This is a genomic window from Streptococcus porcinus, from assembly GCF_900475415.1.
In the GTDB taxonomy this organism is placed as follows: domain Bacteria; phylum Bacillota; class Bacilli; order Lactobacillales; family Streptococcaceae; genus Streptococcus; species Streptococcus porcinus.
Genome location: NZ_LS483388.1, coordinates 1,288,134 through 1,310,032, shown reverse-complemented (window position 1 = coordinate 1,310,032; position 21,899 = coordinate 1,288,134). Strand labels below are relative to the sequence as shown.

The window sequence follows — 21,899 nt, the reverse complement described above, 5'->3', positions numbered from 1 at the left end:
TCTAAGATATTGATGAAAAAAAATTTAGGTTTTTATGTTCTAGATAATAGATTAAGTCTAAACTAAAAGCAGACCAAGATTACTTGGTCTGCTTTTAGTTTAGAAATGGATTGCTATTTTTTTCATGTGCAATTGTTGTCATCTGACCATGGCCAGGATAAACCTTGAAAAAAGGAGGCTGGGTCAATAATTTTTCTTTAATACCTTCAATCAGATGTTCATAATTTCCAGTTGGCAAGTCAGATCGTCCAATACTTTCACGAAAGAGTGCATCACCAGAGAAAATTGTTTCATCTTCTTTGAAAACAAAGGAAACACCACCAACCGAATGTCCGGGAGTTTCTACTACAGAAAAGGTAAAACCATCTAGGTGATAGTCTTTATCAAACTGAAAGAATTGCTCTGCGGGCTTACAAATAATGTCGGGAATATCAGCATGTCGTAATAGGCCTGATAAATTGTCTTTAGGAGTGAATAACCAAGAAGCTTCTTTTCCTGAGACGTAAACGGGTGGTTGATTAAAAGTTCGTCTAACCTTCTCTAAACTAAAAATGTGATCATAATGGGTATGAGTTAAGAGAATAGCAGCAACTGGTTTAGCCAATTTTTTAATTTCCTGACAAATTTTGTCGCCATTACTTCCCGGATCAATGACCAAAATAGCCTGATCATTAGATAAAATATAGGTATTTTCGCTAGCAATAGCATTGGTAACAGTCATAATTTTCATAAGTTTAGTTTAACAAATCCATTCTAGTTGACACAAGCAAAATGTGTTAACAATTTTGAGTTAAGTGAGGTTATTAGTCAAAAGGTGTTCCAAGAAGTATGGAAATTGCTTTGCCCAAACACTTTCTGTATGCCGAGCACCAGCAACAATAGCAAAATGTATTTGTGTAATAGGGAAGCCTTGGGCCAGAATTTGTTTATAGTAATTGAGGCTGTTAGTAATATAATTTTGATTTTCTTGAGGATTTGAAGGTTGATTTGGCATATCTCCCTCGTTAGTTCCCACTTGAAGATAAATATTAGTTTTGGGATTTAAAGGATGACTCTGACAGAAGCTTAGTAGTTGTTTTTCACAAGTCCAAGAAGCAATCGAAAAAACTCCTAATCCACCAAAAATATTAGGATACTGGGCTGCCGTATATGCCGTGATTAAGGCTCCCATAGAAGAACCGGCTAGAAAAGTATGCTTAAAGCCCCTTTTAGTCCGATAATTTAGATCAATAAAGGGTTTAAGCTCAGTCACTAACCACTTAGCATAAGCTTGGCCATTGCCCCCGTCCTTTGGAATTGCGTGAGGTACCACTTTTTCAAAGGGAAAAGGTGCATACTCTCGGAGACGATAAGCATCGGCGTGATCAATAGCAACTACAATAATATCTGGAATTATTTGTGATTGTAAGCTCTCTATAATGTTCCAAGATTTACCTGAAAATGATTCCTGATCAAAAAAGAGATTTTGTCCATCATTCATATATAAAACGGGATAGCTCACAGTATCTTTTTCTGAATAATTATTGGGTAGGAGAATACGAACACGTCGTTTTTTCTTTGTGTATGGCAGTGCTAAAAAATGGGTTTTTAGATTAGTAGATGTATCGACCATTCTGCAGATCCTTTGTTGAAATTTCAGCTTTATTATAACATGCTTTGAAGAAACAAAGAACACCTTTTGAAACAAATTCATTCCCAAGCTTTGCTTTAAAGATGGGTTTAGTCAGAAAAGATTTGTTAAAAAATGATATAATTAAGCTACCATGACAGAGAAATTAACAAAATATGCCGTCATTGATTTAGAAGCAACCAATGCAGGATCAGACGCACGTATTATCCAAATAGGAATCGTTATCGTTGAAGACAAAAAGATAATAAATAGTTTTCAAACTGATATTAATCCCCACAGCAAGCTTTCAGAACATATAAAATCACTTACTGGTATCACTGATCAACAGTTAGCTACAGCTCCGGAATTTTCCCAAGTAGCCGGCGAAATTTTTGAACTGATTAAAGATTGTGTTTTTGTGGCACATAATGTTAAATTTGACGCCAATCTTCTATCAGAAGCCTTGTTTTTTGAAGGTTTTGATTTGTTGACACCAAGGGTGGACACTGTTGAATTAGCTCAAGTCTTTTTCCCAAATTTAGAGAAGTACAATCTTGGTCACTTGGCTAAAAATATGGACTTAAATTTATCACATGCTCATACAGCTATCTCTGATGCTTTAGCTACTGCTAAACTCTTTATCAAGATTCAAAAGAAAATAGAATCTCTGCCCCGAGAAACATTGGAAATGATGGCAGTTTTTGCCGATAGTCTTATTTTTGAAAGTGGTCAGTTGATTACCCAAGCTCTTTCTAAAGCTAAATCTTATGATAGACACTATTACAATTTAGTAGAAGGTATCCTACTTCCCAAAAAGCAAAGAACAAAAAAAGCTAAAAAATTATCACAAGATTTTTCTATTAATACGGCTATTTTAGGATTAGAGGATCGGCCGTTACAAAATGATTTTGCGGCTTTAATCGAAGCAGGACTAAACCATTCAGAGCCCAGTTTTATTCAAGCGCAAGCAGGTATTGGAAAAAGCTATGGTTATTTACTTCCTCTTCTAGCAAAGACACAGGATCAACAAATACTTGTTAGTGTGCCAACAAAAATCCTTCAAGATCAGATGACTGCTAAAGAACTCGCTACTATCGAAGCTATTTTTCAGATTGATTGCCATAGTCTAAAAGGTCCTGCTAATTACATAAAACTTGATCTCTTTCATAAAAGCCTTCAACAAGTAGAAGATAACCGACTGGTCAATCGCTATAAATTACAGTTATTAGTTTGGCTGCTAGAAACAAAAACAGGTGATCTTGATGAGATTAAGCAAAAACAGCGCTACGCAGCATTCTTTGATACTATCCAACACGATGGAGATCTGAATCACGGATCACCGTTTTATGATTATGATTATTGGCGTTACAGCTATGAGAAGGGGAAACGCGCCAAAGTCTTACTGACTAATCATGCCTATTTTTTGCATCGGATAGAGGATGATAAGGCATTTGCTCGTGATAAAATTCTTGTTTTTGATGAAGCGCAAAGGCTGCTATTGCAGTTAGATCAATTGTCTCGAAAACAGATTAATTTACAACAATTACTACAAGATCTAACAAGAGCTTTAGAGACTCCTCAATCACTTGTAGAAAAGCGTCTGCTGGAAAGCCTTATTTTTGAATTAAATGATATGGCGACAAGTTATCTGAAAAAGCGTCCTTATGAGGCTAGCAATTACAAAGTATCACAAAAACTGAGTGATCTCGTAAAAGAATTAGATGGGAATCGTTTTCCAGAATTAAGTGCTATCTTTAAATATGCTGATACTGACTATTGGTTTAGTAGTGAGCACAAAGAGGAAAAGCGCGTCATCTACCTTAATGCCAGCACTCAGCGCTTTATTAATTTTCAGCACCTTCTACCAGAAATCCAGAAAAGTTTCTTTATTTCAGCTACTTTAGCTATCAGTCAGAGGGTGAATTTAGCTTATTTACTAGGCTTTGAAAATTATTCCTTTGCAAAAATCGACCATGTAAAATCAAAGCAACAAAAAATAATGATTGACCAAGAAATGCCCATCATCAGTGAAGTGAATGAAAAGGACTATTGTCAGGCTATTGCTAAGAGAATTTATGCATTAAGTCAAGAAAAATTACCCATTCTAGTACTCTTTAATTCCCGTAGTCATCTCTTTTTGGTATCAGACATTTTAGAAGAGTGGAATCTTGCTCATTTAGCACAAGAAAAAAGCGGGACCGCTTATAATATCAAAAAACGGTTTGATCGTGGGGAACAATCAATCTTATTAGGGATGGGAGCCTTTTGGGAAGGTGTTGATTTTGTACAGGCGGATCGTATGATTGAAGTCATTACAAAATTACCTTTTGATAATCCTCAGGATTTATATGTTAAGAAGATGAGTGCCTATCTTCTTGAGAAACAAAAAAATCCTTTCAAAGATTATTTCTTACCGATGGCAATTTTAAAATTAAAACAAGCGATTGGTAGGACTATGCGTCGTGAAAATCAAAAGTCTCTTATTTTACTACTAGATAAAAGGGTTATGACCAAATCATACGGTCCAGAAGTCTTAGCAAATTTAAGTGAGGAATTTCTTATAAGTTGCGAAACATTCGAAAATTGCTTACTTGAGTCAAGACAATTTCTGTTATAATAGAAAAGATAAGATTTATAACTTATTTAAGAGCCCCTTTTCATTTGCAAACAATCTCGACTAAATGAAGCTCACAGAAGATTGACCTTGAAAAACAAAAGGTATTTGCTATAATTGAAATACGTCTTAAAGGAGCATACAAGCTAAGTAGGAGAGGTCATGACAAAGCTATCTAAAAGAGTTCTAGAAATGGAAGAAAGTATTACCCTAGCTGCGGGTGCTCGCGCTAAGGCTTTAAAAGCGGCAGGCCGTGATGTTTTGAGTTTAACCGTAGGTGAGCCAGATTTTGTAACACCAGTAGCAATTCAAAAGCGAGCAATTGCTTCAATTAAGGATGGAAGTGCTAGCTTTTATACAGCTGCTAGTGGTATTCCAGAATTAAAAAGTGCTATAGCCACTTACATGGAAAAATTCTATGGCTATTCAGTTGCCCATAATCAAATTGTTGCTGGTACAGGAGCAAAATTTATCCTTTATGCTTTTTTTATGGCTACTCTCAATCCAGGCGATCAGGTAATCATTCCGACTCCTTTTTGGGTTTCATATGCTGATCAAGTTAAGTTGGCAGAAGGTGAACCAGTTTTTGTAAACTGTCTTGCTAGTAATGATTATAAGGTTACCCTTGAACAACTAGAAGCTGTTCGAACTAAAAAAACTAAAGTTTTATTAATTAATTCCCCTTCTAATCCAACGGGAATGATTTACACTAAAACAGAATTAGAAGCCATTGGTCAATGGGCAGTTCAACATGATATTCTCATACTAGCTGATGATATCTATGGTCGTTTGGTTTACAACGGAAATTGTTTTACTCCAATCTCAAGTTTATCTGAGACGATTCGACGGCAGACCATAACTGTTAACGGAGTGGCAAAAACGTACTCAATGACAGGCTGGAGGGTCGGTTTTGCAGTTGGTAACCCGGAGATTATTGCTGCAATGGCAAAGATTACGAGTCAAACTACTTCAAATTTGACCACAGTAGCACAGTATGCTGCGATTGAGGCTTTAAGTGGTGACCAATCGTCTGTTGAAACTATGCGACAAGCTTTTGAGGAACGTCTCAATGCTATTTACCCATTAGTAGAAGAGATTCCTGGTTTTTCATTAGTTAAACCTCAAGGAGCCTTCTATTTATTTCCAAATGTCGCTCAAGCTATGCAAATGACCGGTTTTTCTAATGTCACTGATTTTACAAATGCTATTTTAGACGAAGTTGGTGTAGCCATGGTGACAGGTGCAGGATTTGGGGCACCGGAAAACATTAGACTAAGCTACGCTACTGATTTAGCTACCTTAAAAGAAGCTGTGTCGCGCATTAAGTCATTTATGGCCAACCATATATTGTAAACGAAAGTCATTATAGGAAAAATTTAAGAAAGAAAAGAGAATTATGTCAAAACAATACGTGTCAATCATTGATGTTAAGAAATTTGTCGGACAAGAAATTACAATCGGTGCTTGGGTTGCTAACAAATCAGGCAAAGGTAAACTGGCCTTTTTACAGTTACGCGATGGGACAGCTTTTTTCCAAGCAGTCGCTTTTAAGCCAAATTTTATCGAAAAATTTGGAGAAGAAGAAGGAGCTAAGAAATTTGATGTCATTAAACGTCTTAGCCAAGAAACATCTGTCAGAGTAACAGGAGTTGTAAAAGAAGATCAGCGCTCAAAGTTTGGCTATGAGTTAGATGTTACAGATTTAGAGGTTATTGGAGAATCTGTTGATTATCCTATTACGCCTAAAGAGCACGGAACAGATTTTCTAATGGATAATCGTCACTTGTGGTTACGTTCACGTAAACAAATGGCTATTATGCAAATTCGTAATGCTATTATTTACTCTACCTACGAATTTTTTGATCAAAATGGCTTTATCAAGTTTGATAGTCCTATTCTATCAGGAAATGCTGCTGAAGATTCTACAGAATTGTTTGAAACAGACTATTTTGGAACACCAGCTTACCTAAGTCAGTCAGGACAACTTTACCTTGAAGCTGGTGCAATGGCATTAGGGAGAGTCTTTGACTTTGGCCCAGTGTTTCGAGCAGAAAAATCAAAAACACGTCGCCATCTAACAGAATTTTGGATGATGGATGCTGAATATTCTTTCTTAAACCATGACCAATCCCTTGATCTACAAGAAGCATATGTAAAAGCTTTAATTCAAGGTGTTATCGATAGAGCTCCCCAAGCTCTTGAAATTTTGGAACGTGATGTAGAGGCACTAAAACGTTACATTACTGAACCATTTAAAAGGGTTTCATATGATGATGCTATTAGTCTTTTACAAGAACATGAAGCTGATGAAGATACAGATTATGAGCACCTTGACCATGGTGATGATTTTGGTTCACCACATGAAACTTGGATTTCAAATTATTTTGGAGTTCCGACCTTTGTTGTAAATTATCCAGCAAGTTTCAAGGCTTTCTACATGAAACCAGTTCCGGGGAACCCAGAGCGCGTACTTTGTGCAGATCTTTTAGCGCCGGAAGGTTACGGTGAAATTATTGGAGGCTCGATGCGTGAAGATGATTACGATGCGCTTGTTGCGAAAATGGACGCTTTAGAGATGGATAAAACAGAATATGAATTTTATCTAGACCTTCGTAAATATGGTTCCGTTCCTCATGGTGGTTTTGGAATAGGAATTGAGCGTATGGTTACCTTTGTAGCTGGCACAAAACATATTCGTGAAGCGATTCCGTTCCCACGTATGCTTCATCGTATTAAACCATAACAAAAATTTGAAACCTATTCACATCGGATGGGTTTTTTTGATACTTGATATAAAGCTATTTTATTTAAGGAATATTTAAGTTAAGAAGAAGATAATGCCAACGGTTATATTGTTTGAAAATTAAAAACAATATTATCAAAAAATAAACTAACTTACAGGAGTAAGTTTCTTATTGATGTTAAGGTAGTTAACATTAGTAAGAAAGAAAGAGGTCACATATGAACAAAAAACGTTGGGTAATCGATGCCATTAATGGTGGAAAGTATCTTTCTACTGAGGGAGTTTTCTTCTATGAACTTGATGAACAATTACAAGCACTAATTATGGATGACCATCCTGAACTGGACTCGACCTCTTTTATCAGTCAGGAAAATTTGGCCACCTATCGTCTCAACTACCTGGATGAGATGATTGCAAGTGCTAAATTAAAAAACGAAGCTATTCGTGAAATGGTAAATGATGTTTCTAAAAACAACAATTACGCTATCTTAAATGTACAAGAACAGTTAGATAGTAAAATTACATTTGGGCAACGCCTAGCGGATCAAGTAGCTCGCTTTGGAGGAACTTGGACCTTTATTATTACTTTTATTATTTTTATGGCTATTTGGATGGGTTTCAATATCATTAATCCTTTTGGCTTAGCTTTTGATAAGTATCCTTTTATTCTTTTAAATTTGGCACTTTCTACCATTGCGGCTATTCAGGCTCCTCTCATTATGATGAGCCAAAATCGGGCATCTGAGTATGATCGTTTGCAAGCCAAAAATGACTATCAAGTCAACAAAACATCAGAAGAAGGTGTTCGTTTATTGCATTCTAAAATTGATCACCTTGTTTTACAAGACCAATCAGATTTGATGCAAATTCAAAAATTACAAACAGAAATTCTATTGTCTATCACTAAACAATTAAATCAAGTACAAATTTTAGAAAATGATGTCTTAACACCAGATGCGACAGATATCAAACAAAGAGCACAAAAATAGCCTATGAGAAACCTATCATTGATAGGTTTTTCTATGTTATAATAGAATGTACAGTCTAAATTTGAGAAAGGAATAGAAAAATGGTAACTAATAAAATTGACCTTGTCATAGTTACAGGAATGAGTGGAGCAGGTAAGACAGTGGCGATTCAATCATTTGAAGATTTAGGTTACTTCACTATTGATAATATGCCTCCGACATTGGTGCCAAAGTTCCTAGAAATCATTGGACAAACAAATGAATATGAACGGGTAGCTCTGGTCGTTGATATGCGCAGTAGGAGTTTTTTCAAAGAAATTAATGCTATTTTAGATCAAATTGAACGGAAACAATCTATTACATTTAGAATTCTCTTTTTAGATGCTACTGATAATGAGTTAGTCTCGCGCTACAAGGAAACTCGAAGAAGTCACCCGCTAGCTCCAGACGGGCGTGTAATGGATGGTATTAAATTAGAAAGAGAGCTCTTAGCTCCTCTAAAGAGCATGAGTCAAAATGTAGTGGATACCAGTGAATTGACTCCAAGACAGTTACGCCAAACCATTTCAGACCAATTTTCTAGCGCCTCAAATACGGTGTCTTTCCGGGTTGAAGTCATGAGCTTTGGTTTTAAATATGGAATTCCTTTAGATGCTGATTTAGTATTTGATGTGCGTTTTCTCCCTAATCCATACTATATTGCTGATTTACGAGAAAAAACGGGCCTAGATCAAGAAGTCTATGATTACGTAATGGAGCATCAAGAGTCTGAAGATTTTTTCCAAAACTTGGTTCAATTAATCTTGCCAATTCTACCAGGCTACAAGCGTGAAGGTAAATCACTTTTGACGATTGCAATTGGTTGTACTGGTGGTCAACATAGAAGCGTAGCTTTTGCCCATCGTCTCGCAGAAAGAATCAAAGAGGAATGGCCAATAAACGAAAGCCATCGTGATAAAGACAAACGTAAGGAAACAGTTAATAGATCATGAAAAAACCAAAGATAACGGTAATTGGAGGCGGTACGGGGATTCCAGTTATCTTAAAAAGTTTACGAAATGAAGAGGTTGATATTACAGCTGTTGTGACGGTTGCTGATGATGGGGGGTCATCAGGTAAAATTCGTAATGCTATGCAGCTGACACCTCCAGGTGATTTGCGTAATGTATTATTAGCTATGAGTGATATGCCACGGTTTTATGAAAAGGTTTTTCAGTATCGTTTTAATGGCAATGATGGGGTTCTCTCAGGTCATCCACTAGGTAATCTCATCATTGCCGGTATTTCCGAGATGCAAAATTCGACTTATAATGCCATTCAAATTTTGACTAAGTTTTTCCATATCACAGGCCATATTTTTCCTTCTAGTGAACAAGCTCTAACCCTGCATGCTGTTTTCAAAGATGGCCATGAAGTTTCTGGTGAAAGTCAGATTGCTGGGTATCAGGGAATGATTGATCATGTTTATGTAACTAACACATACAACGATGAACAGCCCAAAGCTAGCCGTAAAGTGGTTAAAGCTATTTTGGAAAGTGATATGATTGTTTTGGGACCAGGTTCCCTTTTCACATCAATTCTCCCTAATCTAGTGATTCCTGAAATTAATGAGGCCTTACGAGCCACTAAAGCTGAGGTTGTTTATATATGTAATATCATGACCCAGCATGGTGAAACAGAACATTTTTCGGATGCTGATCATCTTTCTGTTTTAAATAAGCATTTAGGACGAGATCTTATTGATACCGTTTTGGTCAATATAGAAAAAGTCCCTCAGTCCTATATGAATACTAATAAATTTGACGAATATTTGGTCCAAGTTGATCACGACTTTAAAGGGTTGCAAAAAGAGGCCAAGAAGGTTATTTCCTCTAATTTTTTACGTTTAAAAAATGGCGGAGCTTTTCATGATGGTGACTTAGTAGTAGAAGAGTTGATGAATTTAGTAAGGGAACAACATCTATGAGTTTCACAATACAGGTAAAAGAAGAGCTGATAGATCAGGCTAAAAGTGATAAGAATGAACTTTCAGCTATCATAAAGTTATCAGGAACATTGGGATTAAATAATCAAGGGCTAACTCTATCTATTACCACAGAAAATGCTCGTATTGCTCGTTATATCTATGCCCTTTTTGAACAAAGCTATCACATTCAACCAGAAATCAAATATCATCAGAAAACTAATTTAAGAAAAAATCGAGTTTACACTGTTTTTGTTGCAGAAGAGGTAGAAACAATCCTTTCTGATTTGAAGTTAGCAGATGCTTTTTTTGGGATTGAGACAGGTATGGCCTCATGGATGTTAGAAGATGATGATGCTGGTCGCTCTTATTTAAAAGGAGCTTTCCTAGCAACAGGAACGATTAGAGATCCAGAATCTGGGAAATATCAGTTAGAAATCTATTCAGTGTATTTAGACCATGCCCAAGATTTAGCTGATTTGCTACATAAGTTTATGTTAGATGCTAAAACGATTGAACATAAGAGCGGAGCAATTACTTATCTGCAAAAAGCTGAAGATATCATGGATTTTTTGATTATTATCGGTGCCATGGAAAGTAAAGACTTATTTGAATCAGTAAAGGTTATGCGAGAGGCAAGAAATGATATCAATCGTGCCAATAACGCAGAAACTGCAAATATTGCAAAAACAATAAATGCTAGTATGAAAACGATTAATAATATTGTTAAGATTATGGAAACAGTTGGTTTGGATAGTTTACCGATAGAATTGCAACAAATTGCTCAAATCCGTATTAACCACCCAGACTACTCTATCCAACAGATTTCGGATAATTTAGATTTTCCCTTGTCAAAAAGTGGTGTTAACCACCGTTTACGTAAACTTAATAAAATTGCTGATAATCTATAAAAACCTTCAATTCAACCGACTTTGTTATTTTGTCATTGATTCTATAAGCACAGCCAACTAACTGTCTGTGTTTGTGCCCCTAATCATACTATAAAGGAGATATATTATGTCATGCACAACAATTCTCGTTGGGAAAAAAGCTTCTTATGATGGCTCTACTTTGGTGGCTAGAACAGAAGATTCGCAAAATGGAGATTTTACTCCAAAGAAGATGGCTCTGATAACAGCTAATGAGCACCCCCGTCATTATCAAGCAGTCTTATCGCGTTTTGGCATCGATTTGCCTGACAACCCTCTAACCTATACCTCGGTTCCTGACGCTTTGGGTAAAGATGGGATTTGGGCGGAAGCGGGGATTAATTCTGAGAACGTTGCTATGAGTGCAACAGAAACCATTACCACTAATGCACGTGTACTAGGCGCAGATCCGTTAGTTAAAAATGGTATCGGCGAAGAAGATATGCTGACTTTGGTGTTACCTTATATTAGGTCGGCGCGTGAGGGTGTTTTACGCTTAGGGCAACTACTCAGCCAGTATGGCACTTATGAGTCAAATGGTGTTGCTTTTTCTGATGAAAATGAAATTTGGTGGCTAGAAACAGTTGGTGGTCATCATTGGATTGCCAGACGTGTCCCAGATGATGCCTATGTGACTAATCCTAATCAACTAGGCATAGATCACTTTGAATTTAATAATCCTGATGAGTATCTCTGTTCAGAAGATCTTAAAGACTTTATTAATAAGTATCATTTAGATTTAACTTATAGTAATGAACATTTCAATCCTCGCTATGCCTTTGGTAGTCAACGTGATAAAGATCGTCATTACAATACACCACGAGCTTGGATTATGCAAAAATACTTAAATCCTGAGATTGAGCAAGACCCACGTAGTTTTGCCATCCCCTGGTGTCAAAAACCCTACCGTAAAGTAACTATTGAAGACATTAAGTATGTCTTGAGTAGTCATTATCAAGATACAATTTATAATCCCTATGGTCCTGAAGGAGATAAGGTTAGTCGAAAAACGTTTAGAACCATCGGTATTAATCGTACGAGCCAAACATCAATCCTTCAATTAAGACCACATCAAGCTAAGGAAATTGCAGGTATCCAATGGGTTGCATTTGGCTCAATGCCATTTAATACGATGGTGCCACTCTTTACTCAGGTGTCTGATATGCCAGACTATTTCACAAATACTACTGAAAATGCCTCAACGGATAGTTTCTATTGGGTTAATCGCCTCATTGCAGCAATCGCAGACCCACATTTTAATCACCATGACAGTGATATAGAAGCCTATGTTGAAAAGACAATGGCTAAAGGTCATGCTATGCTTCATGCTGTTGAAGAGCTGATTGCTGAAGGTCAAGCTGTGGATTTAACTCAGAAAAATCAGGAAATGAGTGATTATATCCAAATTGAGACACAAGCCTTACTCAACAAAATTCTTTTTGATGCCAGCAACTTAATGACTAATCGTTTTAGTTTAAGTGATTAATATAACAGTTGAAAACCTTAAGGGTTATAACCTTAAGGTTTTTTATATCGTTCATGATTTGAGAAATTTCTAAAAATCAGATTTTATTCTACAGAAGTTATGGGATATGATAGTAAAAATATTATTTCAAACTATTAGTTATTTGAATTTAGGTGGTAAGGACTATTTTACAAATGCTTAGGTAGAGATTATAAACTCATTTAATAGTGTTTAGGTCCTAGTTTTGTTAGTAGTTAAAATTGGAGGCAAAGTGGATGAATCAAAAATTTAAAAATATTATCTTAATACCTTTTATTTCACTTTTTTTCTTTATAGGACAAAGTACAGTACTTTCCCAACATTATTATGATGAAGCTGATAGTATTGTATTTGATGGAGACAGTGCATATTTCAAGTTTACAGATTCAGAAATTACAAAGTACATTATTAACAAGCGCTGGGCAGATAAGACTATATTTACTGAAGAAGAAAAAAAGGGATTACATGACTATACTTGTGAGCAGTCTATTTCCATTAATAGTCAACTTGATAAGATTAAAAGTGACCTTAGTCAGCTAACTTCAGAAATGAGAAAGCAGGTAGAAGTGTTGGATAATGCTACGCATAAAATGTCTATTCCTTGGGATACTATTGTTTACCGCTATGTTTATACCAGTTTTCTTTTAGATTTAGGTTTTACCCAAGAACAACTAGATAACTGTTACACAAATGGTAAATTTAATCCAAAGGTATTAGATAAATTTACGCCAGGAGTTCAGTATACAAAATATAGTTTTATGAGTACCACAGCTTTGAAAAATGGTGCTATGATGCAAAGACCAATAGAATTACGAATCAGAGTTAATAGAGGAACAAAGGCAGCTTTTGTTGAGCCCTATTCATGGGTTCCTTCGGAACTTGAATTGTTGTTTCCGCGGGGGAGTCAACTAGAAGTTATAGGTGCTTATTTATCGGACAGTAATAAAAAGCTTAATATTGAAGTAAGACTAAAAGCGACTATGTAGGAATTTGCGAATTCTTTAAAATGTCTACGTTAGATATTAATGATCAAAAAGTTGCTAATATTTATTGTTAGTTAAGGGCCTAGTTCTCTATTCCATAGGATTGGGCTCTTTAGCTTACTTTTTCCTAGAACCTTACATTTTATCTTATATCTACGGATTAGCTCTATAGAATGACGAAAAGAAATATAGAAGTTATTTTTTTCACGATAACTCCTGAAGAAATAAAATTACGTGACATTTTCTTTTTTAAATGATATACTTAACCAGTGAAACTTTAACCAGTTAATAAAAGAGGAGGAATCATGAAAAAGAAAATTCTTTTAATGATGAGTTTTGTCGGATTGACATCAGCATGGCAATTAAGTCAAGTTAAGCAAGTAGAAGCAGAAGATACTAAAGTTAAGATAATGACGACTTTTTATCCCGTGTATGAATTTACTAAAGGGGTTGTAGGCAATGATGGCGATGTTTCAATGTTAATGAAAGCTGGAACTGAGCCCCATGAGTTTGAGCCAACGACGAAGGATGTCAAAAAAATTCAAGATTCGGATGCAATCGTCTACATGGATGATAATATGGAAACTTGGATTCCAAAAGTGAAAAAATCAATTAAATCAGATAAAGTTGATTATATTAAGGGAACAGGGTCAATGATTTTAGCTGCTGGTTCAAGTGAAGACCATGACCATGAAGAAAGCAAAAAAGATCATGACCATCATGATGAGGAAGGTCATAGCCATAAATTTGATCCCCATGTCTGGTTATCTCCATATCGTAGCATTACTGTAGTGGAAAATATCCGCGATTCGCTTTCAAAGAAATACCCTAAGAAAGCTGATGTCTTCAAATCAAATGCAGCTGCATATATTGAAAAACTGAAAAAGCTAGATAAAGACTATAGTGAGGCTTTATCTTCAGCAAAACAAAAGAGTTTTGTGACACAACATGCTGCTTTTGGTTACATGGCACTTGACTATGGTTTAAATCAAATTGCTATTAATGGTGTTTCTCCAGAAAATGAGCCTTCAGCAAAACGTTTAGCTGAACTTTCAAAATATGTAAAAAAATATGATATCAAATATATCTATTTTGAAGAGAATGCCTCAAGTAAAGTTGCTAAAACACTTGCCAAAGAAGCAGGTGTCAAGTCTGTCGTTTTAAGCCCACTCGAAAGTTTAACCCAAAAAGAGATCAAAGCTGGTGAGGATTACTTCAGTGTTATGCGTGAAAACCTTAAAGCTTTAGAATTAACAACTAAGCGTGATGGCAAGGAAATTAAACCAGAAGAAGATAATAGTAAATCAGTTTACAACGGCTATTTCAAAGATAATGCTGTGAAGGATCGTAAGCTAAGTGATTGGTCTGGTAATTGGCAGTCTGTCTATCCTTATTTACAAGATGGTACTTTAGATCAGGTTATGGATTATAAAGCTAAAAAATCAAAAGGAAAGATGACAGCGAAGGAATACAAAGATTATTACGAAGCTGGCTATAAGACTGATGTAACTGCCATTAAAATTAATGGTAAGAAGTCAACAATTACTTTTGAACGTGGCGATGATAAGAAAACTTTTACATATAGCTATTCTGGTAAAAAAATCATTACTTACGAAAAAGGAAACCGTGGTGTTCGCTACATGTTTGAAGCTAAAGAAAAAGATGCTGGTGAATTTAAATATATACAATTCAGTGACCATGAAATAGCACCAAACAAGGCAGAGCATTTCCATCTTTATTGGGGAGCACAGGGTCATGATGAGATTGCATCAAAATGGGATCATTGGCCAACATATTACAAGTCTGATTTATCAGGACGTGAAATTGCTCAAGAGATTAATGCTCATTAATAAGAAAAAAGAACTGAAAATTATCAGTTCTTTTTTTCTTGACAAAGTCTGGTTAGTATACTATACTCTTAGGTGGTTATAACCAGTAGAGGGAAATAATTATATGACGAAAAATCAACCATTATATCAAAAATTAGTCGATCAACTTGAAGTAAAGATTAGAAAAGATATGGCTCCTCATGAGAAGTTGTTGTCAGAAAGAGAGTTGAGTGAAAGCTATTCTGTTAGTCGCATAACTGTTCGGCAAGCTCTGAAGGAGTTAGAATCACGTGGTCTAATTTACAAAGTTCATGGTAGAGGGACCTATGTTTCAAAATTGAAGGGGCCCATAACAGACTTAGCGACTACATATAGCTTTACTGAGCAGATGAAAAAAATAGGAAAGAAACCAAAAACTGAAATCATTTCTTTTGAGAAAGTAGCAGTAAAGGATTATCTAGAAAAGTTTTTAGAAATGGATGCAGACGGTGAAGCTTTTGAGCTAGAACGGGTGAGACTAGCAGATGGTGAGCCAATGATGTTTGAAAGATCCTATCTTCCTGCTAACCTATTCAATGATTTATCAAAAGACTTATTATTACAAAAACCCTTATATGATATTTTTGCAGAAGGTTACCGTCAACAGATTCGACTTGCTGAAGAAGAGTTTTACGCTAGTATCGCTCTTGATTATGAGGCTCAATTATTAGGTATACAAAAAGGTGATCCTGTATTACACATGATACGTAAAACCTATAATGATAAAAATCTTTTAATTGAACACACTTTTTCAATTGCTAGAGCTGACCATTTTAAATATAAAATTATTCATCAACCCAATCAATAAAAGATTTTAGGAGGTCAATATGTTTCAATTAACTGAGCAGGAACTTAAGCAATTGGGAGCTACCATTACCACTAAAGAAATTAAACAAGAACCTGATTTGTGGGATCAAGTCTATCAGCAATTTTTGGATAAAGAAGAAAAACTTTCTTCTTTTTTAAACAAAGTCATTGAAAGCGCTGACACAAAAATCAAAGTTATTTTTACCGGAGCTGGAACCTCCGAATATGTCGGTAATAGTATTTGGTCATTTTTACAAACCTACGGGCAACGAGAGCAGTTTCTTTTCTACAGTATTGCTTCAACAGACATTGTGTCTGCTCCTCATTATTACCTTTATGAGGAAGATACCGTCTTATTAGTTTCTTTTGCAAGAAGTGGTAATAGTCCTGAAAGTATTGCAACAGTGGAACTAGTCAATCAATTAGTTACTAATTGTTATCATTTAACAATTACCTGTGCAAAGGAGGGAGAGTTAGCCAAAAGAGCTCGAGATGATAAGCGCAATTTCTTATTTTTAATGCCTCCTCGTTCAAACGATGCTGGTTTTGCTATGACAGGAAGTTTTACTTGTATGATGCTATCAGCTTTGTTAATTTTTGATAAGTCTCACACCAATGAGGAAAAATTAGATTTTATCTCACAAATGAGAAGAATGGCTGAAGACATTATTGATAGGGAGACAGAAATTAATGATTTCATGCAGAAACCTTTTAATCGCTTAGTCTATTTAGGTTCGGGATCTTTAGCAGGATTAACACAAGAAGCGCAATTAAAAATATTAGAACTAACAGCTGGCAAAATTGCAACGCTTCATGACTCCTCTATGGGTTTCAGACATGGTCCAAAATCTTTTATTAATGAACGGACACTGGTCTTTGGTTTTATTAATAATCATCCTTACACAAGACAATATGATCTTGATATTTTAGAAGAAATTGCTAATGATCAGATCGCTCAGTCAACCATTGCGATTGGTCAGAGAAAAGAGAAGAATTTCAGTGGTAAAAACTTTGTTCTGAATTCGGACTTTCTCTTGCCTGATGCTTACTTAGCTTTTCCTATGATATTTTTTGCTCAAACAGTTGCGCTACTAGCCTCAATCGAAGTCCATAACTTACCAGATACTCCTTCTGAAAGTGGAACCGTTAACCGTGTTGTTAAAGGTGTGAGAATATACAATTATTCAAAGGAGTAAAAAATGACAGTTATATCAAATAAAAAAGCCTACTTAGAAAAAGTAAGCCGTGACGGAATTATTTCTGCATTGGCTTTTGATCAACGCGGTGCTCTAAAAAGGATGATGGCAAGCCATCAAAAAGAAGAGCCAACAACTGAGCAAATAGTAAGCTTAAAGCGGCTGGTATCTGAAGAATTAACTCCCTATGCTTCCTCAATTCTCTTAGACCCAGAATATGGGTTACCAGCTATTGAAGTCAAAGACCAAAAAGCAGGTTTGTTACTGGCTTACGAAAAAACAGGCTACGATGCCAAGACAAGTAGTCGCTTACCAGACTGTCTAGAAGACTGGTCAGTGAAAGGTCTTAAAGCAGCTGGTGCAGATGCGATTAGGTTTCTCCTCTATTATGACGTTGATGGCAATGAGGCTGTTAACCACCAAAAGAAAGCTTACATTGAACGCATCGGTTCAGAGTGTCAAGCAGAAGATCTTCCCTTCTTTTTAGAGATTTTGACCTATGATGAAAAGATTAGTGATAATAGCAGTATTGCTTTCGCCAAAGTAAAAGCCCATAAAGTTAATGAAGCCATGAGAGTTTTTTCGGCTAAACGGTTTGGGATTGATGTTTTGAAAGTGGAAGTTCCACTTAATATGGCCTATGTTGAAGGCTTTACAGAAGGTCCCATTCTTTATAGTAAAGCAGACGCGGCCCTAGCTTTTAAAGAACAAGAAGCAGCCAGTCACTTACCGTACATCTACCTTAGTGCAGGAGTGTCAGCTCAGCTATTCCAAGAAACCTTAATATTTGCGGCCCAGTCAGGAGCGACGTTTAACGGTGTTCTTTGTGGTCGTGCTACATGGGCCGATGTTGTTTCAGTCTATATCAAAGAAGGAGAGGCTGCAGCTCGTCAATGGCTAAGACAAGAAGGGGTAAAGAATATTGAATCTCTTAATGACGTTTTAGCTAAGACAGCCAGTCCTTGGACAAATAAAGTATAAGAAGATATTTCCCTACATCAGTCTTAATGTCAATCGTAGTGAAGAGAATTAATGCGGTACTGAAAAAATTTCCAATTTTTATAAACTTCTGCATATTCCAAAATACGATGTGATGTCTTATCTTTGGTTAGTTTAAGTTGACGGACACACGGTTGCTTTTTATCTAATTGTAAAAATTTAGCCACTTCATTGCTATAATCAAGGGTTAAATCAGTTTTTTGAGAAAAGTCTTGTTCAGCCATTTGAATGTTAAAATCTTCAAAAAAGCGTTGATAGATAGAAGCATAAGAAGATAAATCTGCCTCGGGATTAGCAATGTAATCGTGTGCGATAAAAGATCTTTGGAATAGATAAGGCTCTTTATCTATCCACCTTTGACGTGACAGAATATAATAATACTCAGTTTTATGAAGGCCTAAAAGATTTAAATAATAAGGATCATTTCCTTTTTCTAAACTCAAAATATGCACATCTTCTTGATGGTTTGATGTGTTATTGGTGTAGGAAAAATGAACAATTTTATCTTTACTAGTTTTTTTGATAAAAGTTCCTAAACCACGTTTACGACTAATGAAGCCATCATTTTCAAGTTCTTTTAAAGCCCGTTTGATGGTTATAGAGCTTGCCTTGTATTTTTTGATCAATTCTGCCTCAGTAAAAAATAAGTCTCCTTTTTTATAATGCTTTGACATAATGAGGTGATAAAGATTTTCTTTAATAACTTGATATTTTGGTTTTTTAGCTTGCATAGGTTACCCTCAGTCCATTTCTGTACGCTTCTTACTTAAAATTATACCGAAAATGTTATAAAAAGCTATGCTCTTATAAAACTAATTGTAACAGTGTATTTATTGATAAAAATGAAAACGCTTACTAATAATTATTGTAGAAACTAGGAGAACACGATGACAATTATTGCAACACGAATCGATGGACGTTTGATTCATGGTCAAGTCGCTAATTTATGGACAACCAAACTTAATATTTCAAGAATTATGGTGATAGATAACGAGATTGTCGCCAATGATTTAGAAAAAACAGCCTTGAAGTTAGCAACTCCAGCAGGTATTAAATTATCTATATTAACAGTTGAAAAAGCTGCTAGCAACATTTTAGCTGGCCGTTATGATTCTCAACGCTTATTAATTGTAGCTAAGAAACCAGATCGTTTTTTAGAACTTATTAATAAAGGTGTAGCTATTTCTGATCTTAATGTGGGAAATATGTCCCAATCATCTGACACAATACCCCTTACACGCTCAATAAATGTTCTTAAACAAGATATTGATGATTTTGACGCTATTGCTAGAACTGGGACAAGACTAATTGCACAGATGGTACCAAGTGATACAGCTATCGATTTCATGCCTTTACTTAATAAAGTGAGACAGGAATCTCATCATAACTAGGAGGATTTTCAAATGATTCAATGGTGGCAAATATTTTTATTAACCTTATACTCAGCATATCAAATTCTTGATGAATTAACGATTGTTTCTTCAGCTGGATCACCAGTATTTGCGGGTTTTATAGCTGGTTTAATAATGGGTGACTTAAAAACAGGACTTTGGATTGGCGGTAGTCTTCAACTGATGGTTCTAGGTGTCGGAACCTTTGGTGGTGCTTCACGAATTGACGCAACTTCGGGTGCGGTTATTGCGACAGCTTTCTCAGTTTCACAGGGAATTAAACCAGAAATTGCAATTTCAACCATTGCAGTGCCAGTAGCCGCGTTAATGGTATATACTGATATTTTAGGTCGCTTTTCAACAACTTATTTTGCACACAGAATAGATGCTCATGTGGAGAATCATAACTACAAAGGAATCGAAAGAAACTATCTAATGGGGGCCCTCCCGTGGGCCTTGTCTAGAGCTTTGCCGGTCTTTTTAGCAGTTACGCTTGGTGGACACTTTGTTCAAGCTTTGGTTAACGGTATTCAACAGTATCAATGGTTAGCTAATGGTTTAACTTTGGCCGGTAAAATGTTACCTGGTCTAGGTTTCGCCATTCTTTTACACTATCTACCAGTAAAACGGAATGGTCACTATTTGGCTTTAGGTTTTGTCTTAACGGCAATGTTAACAACGGTTTATACTAATTTACAAACTGTCAGTACTGCCTTAACGACCCTATCCAAAGATTTTGATACCTCTCCGTATAAAAGTTTACCTATGATTGGAATTGCAATTATTGGGGCCTGCTTAGCAACATTGCATTATAAAAATAATCAAAAAACACCGATAATCGAACAAAGAGTTCAAGTCTCTGAAAGTGGGGAAATTGAAGATGATGAAATCTGATTATAAATTAAGTAAGCAAGATTTTAAACAAATTAATAAAAGAAGTTTATTTACTTTCCAATGGGGTTGGAATTATGAACGCATGCAAGGGTCAGGTTATCTCTATATGATTTTGCCACAATTACGCAAGTTATATGGTGATAATAGTCCAGAATTAAAAGAAATGATGGTTGTTCATACACAATTCTTCAATACTTCAAATTTTTTTCATACCATTATTACGGGGATTGATTTGGCACTGGAAGAAAATGAAGGTATCCAAGCTAGAGACGCTGTAAATGGAGTCAAAACTGGCTTAATGGGACCCTTTGCACCAATTGGCGATTCTGTCTTTGTCTCTTTAATCCCAGCAATTATGGGTTCAATTGCAGCTGGTTTAGCAAAAGACGGTATATGGTCAGGGATTATTGGTATTTTGATGTGGGTCAGTGTTCAAATGTTGATTAACGTTTTTCGATGGAAACAGCTGGAAGTTGCTTATAAGGAAGGAACAAAGTTGGTGACAACCATGCGTGACAGGTTATCTTCCTTGGTTGATGCTGCCTCCGTTATGGGGGTCTTCATGGTGGGTGCTTTGATTGCTACCATGATTAATTTTAAATTTACAGCAGCTCCCAAAATCGGTTCGAAAGTAATTGATATTCAAGACTTATTAAATACTATTTTCCCTCGCTTGCTTCCAGCTATTTTTACTGGAGCTGTTTTTTGGCTCCTTGGTAGGAAAGGGATGACACCAACAAAGGCCATATTTGCGATCATCATTTTTGCCATTATTATGGCTTATTTCAAAATATTAGGAGTTTAGAAGAGTGAAAAGTCTTATATTAATTAGTCACGGTCATTTTTGTCATGAGCTGAAAAAATCAACGGAAATGATAATGGGGCCACAAAATACTATTTTTTCGGTTGGTTTAGAGACTATTGAAGGAGCAGAGGATTTTAGAAAAAAATTGTTAACAATCATTAATAATATTGAAGGGGACTTCCTTATTTTTGCAGACTTATTGGGAGGAACTCCTTGCAATGTTGCTACGCAGTTATTGATGGCGGGTCATCATTTTGAACTCTACGCCGGGATGAATATGCCTATGATAATTGCTTTTCTAAATAGTCAAATGTTGGACCAAGAGATTGATTTAAAGAGATTTGCTCAAGAAAATATTCATTTTGTAAATACCTTACTAGAGCAAAATAATGATGAGGAAGATGAATTATAAGTATTTGTTGCGTTTTAATTAATGGTATTTGATGACACATTAGGTTAGGCTATATGTGATATCAATTAAACCATCAAATGATTTGGAAACATTACTTGATGAAAAAGAAGTTCTTATCGTGTTAAGTTTAGTTTTATGAGAATCTAACATTTTAAACTAAGGAATTTTTGATATTAAAAAACCACTTCTGAGAAGAAGTGGTTATATATTTTTG

20 protein-coding genes are annotated in these 21,899 nt (G+C 35.7%); 17 read left to right on the top strand and 3 right to left on the bottom strand.

From position 1 onward, the window contains the following. Positions 1–94: 94 nt before the first annotated feature. Positions 95–730, bottom strand: a complete 636-nt coding sequence (locus DQM45_RS06515; protein WP_039984587.1) for an MBL fold metallo-hydrolase — start codon at positions 728–730, stop codon at positions 95–97. Positions 731–790: 60 nt separating this feature from the next. Continuing rightward, positions 791–1,612: an alpha/beta hydrolase gene (locus DQM45_RS06510; RefSeq protein ID WP_003085118.1), complete on the bottom strand. Its 822-nt coding sequence runs from the start codon at positions 1,610–1,612 to the stop codon at positions 791–793. 151 nt (positions 1,613–1,763) lie between these two features. Here DQM45_RS06510 and DQM45_RS06505 point away from each other — a divergent pair, with 151 nt between their 5' ends. From DQM45_RS06505 to lacD, 13 genes are all read left to right on the top strand, one after another. Further along, positions 1,764–4,226 (top strand): bifunctional DnaQ family exonuclease/ATP-dependent helicase, encoded by a 2,463-nt coding sequence (locus DQM45_RS06505; protein WP_003085933.1) that lies wholly within the window; start codon positions 1,764–1,766, stop codon positions 4,224–4,226. Positions 4,227–4,385: 159 nt separating this feature from the next. Further along, positions 4,386–5,576: a pyridoxal phosphate-dependent aminotransferase gene (locus tag DQM45_RS06500; RefSeq protein ID WP_003084398.1), complete on the top strand. Its 1,191-nt coding sequence runs from the start codon at positions 4,386–4,388 to the stop codon at positions 5,574–5,576. A gap of 43 nt (positions 5,577–5,619) precedes the next feature. Beyond that, positions 5,620–6,966 (top strand): asparagine--tRNA ligase, encoded by a 1,347-nt coding sequence (gene asnS / locus DQM45_RS06495; RefSeq protein ID WP_003085258.1) that lies wholly within the window; start codon positions 5,620–5,622, stop codon positions 6,964–6,966. Between the two features lie 218 nt (positions 6,967–7,184). Further along, a complete protein-coding gene (locus DQM45_RS06490) occupies positions 7,185–7,955 on the top strand; it encodes a DUF1003 domain-containing protein (protein ID WP_003083893.1) in 771 nt (256 codons plus the stop codon). A gap of 80 nt (positions 7,956–8,035) precedes the next feature. Further along, positions 8,036–8,926 carry an RNase adapter RapZ gene (gene rapZ / locus DQM45_RS06485; RefSeq protein WP_003084820.1) on the top strand — a complete coding sequence of 297 codons (891 nt, stop codon included), beginning with the start codon at positions 8,036–8,038 and terminating at the stop codon, positions 8,924–8,926. Then, positions 8,923–9,900 (top strand): YvcK family protein, encoded by a 978-nt coding sequence (locus tag DQM45_RS06480; protein ID WP_003083212.1) that lies wholly within the window; start codon positions 8,923–8,925, stop codon positions 9,898–9,900. Before rapZ ends, DQM45_RS06480 begins: the two co-directional genes overlap by 4 nt. Next, positions 9,897–10,808, top strand: coding sequence for a DNA-binding protein WhiA (gene whiA / locus DQM45_RS06475; protein ID WP_003084360.1), 912 nt, complete (start codon positions 9,897–9,899; stop codon positions 10,806–10,808). Before DQM45_RS06480 ends, whiA begins: the two co-directional genes overlap by 4 nt. Positions 10,809–10,914: 106 nt before the next feature. Continuing rightward, entirely contained in the window at positions 10,915–12,312 is a 1,398-nt protein-coding gene (locus tag DQM45_RS06470) for a C69 family dipeptidase (protein ID WP_003085987.1), read from the top strand. A 254-nt stretch (positions 12,313–12,566) separates the two neighbouring features. After that, on the top strand, positions 12,567–13,316 hold the full coding sequence (locus tag DQM45_RS06465) for an ADP-ribosyltransferase (protein WP_003085890.1): 750 nt from the start codon (positions 12,567–12,569) through the stop codon (positions 13,314–13,316). A 302-nt stretch (positions 13,317–13,618) separates the two neighbouring features. After that, a complete protein-coding gene (locus DQM45_RS06460; protein WP_003083424.1) occupies positions 13,619–15,163 on the top strand; it encodes a zinc ABC transporter substrate-binding protein AdcA in 1,545 nt (514 codons plus the stop codon). Positions 15,164–15,266: 103 nt separating this feature from the next. After that, positions 15,267–15,989 (top strand): GntR family transcriptional regulator, encoded by a 723-nt coding sequence (locus DQM45_RS06455; RefSeq protein WP_003084975.1) that lies wholly within the window; start codon positions 15,267–15,269, stop codon positions 15,987–15,989. A 19-nt stretch (positions 15,990–16,008) separates the two neighbouring features. Further along, entirely contained in the window at positions 16,009–17,184 is a 1,176-nt protein-coding gene (locus DQM45_RS06450; protein ID WP_003083772.1) for an SIS domain-containing protein, read from the top strand. 3 nt (positions 17,185–17,187) lie between these two features. After that, entirely contained in the window at positions 17,188–18,165 is a 978-nt protein-coding gene (lacD, locus tag DQM45_RS06445) for a tagatose-bisphosphate aldolase (RefSeq protein ID WP_003082618.1), read from the top strand. A gap of 29 nt (positions 18,166–18,194) precedes the next feature. Here the strand turns inward: lacD and DQM45_RS06440 are convergent, their stop codons facing one another. Beyond that, positions 18,195–18,914 (bottom strand): GntR family transcriptional regulator, encoded by a 720-nt coding sequence (locus tag DQM45_RS06440; protein ID WP_003085062.1) that lies wholly within the window; start codon positions 18,912–18,914, stop codon positions 18,195–18,197. A 156-nt stretch (positions 18,915–19,070) separates the two neighbouring features. Between DQM45_RS06440 and DQM45_RS06435 the strand changes: the two genes are divergently transcribed. Genes DQM45_RS06435 through DQM45_RS06420 form a run of 4 tightly spaced genes read left to right on the top strand, consistent with a single transcriptional unit; the run spans position 19,071 to position 21,685 of the window. Further along, positions 19,071–19,574 carry a PTS system mannose/fructose/N-acetylgalactosamine-transporter subunit IIB gene (locus tag DQM45_RS06435; RefSeq protein ID WP_003083389.1) on the top strand — a complete coding sequence of 168 codons (504 nt, stop codon included), beginning with the start codon at positions 19,071–19,073 and terminating at the stop codon, positions 19,572–19,574. Positions 19,575–19,586: 12 nt separating this feature from the next. Next, the gene (locus DQM45_RS06430; RefSeq protein WP_003084529.1) at positions 19,587–20,468 is read left to right on the top strand and encodes a PTS mannose/fructose/sorbose/N-acetylgalactosamine transporter subunit IIC; all 882 of its coding nucleotides are present in this window, start codon (positions 19,587–19,589) and stop codon (positions 20,466–20,468) included. Next, positions 20,455–21,273, top strand: a complete 819-nt coding sequence (locus DQM45_RS06425) for a PTS system mannose/fructose/sorbose family transporter subunit IID (RefSeq protein WP_039984582.1) — start codon at positions 20,455–20,457, stop codon at positions 21,271–21,273. The genes DQM45_RS06430 and DQM45_RS06425 overlap by 14 nt, the downstream gene beginning before the upstream one ends. A 4-nt stretch (positions 21,274–21,277) precedes the next feature. Next, entirely contained in the window at positions 21,278–21,685 is a 408-nt protein-coding gene (locus tag DQM45_RS06420) for a PTS sugar transporter subunit IIA (RefSeq protein WP_003085766.1), read from the top strand. The last annotated feature ends 214 nt before the right edge of the window (positions 21,686–21,899 follow it).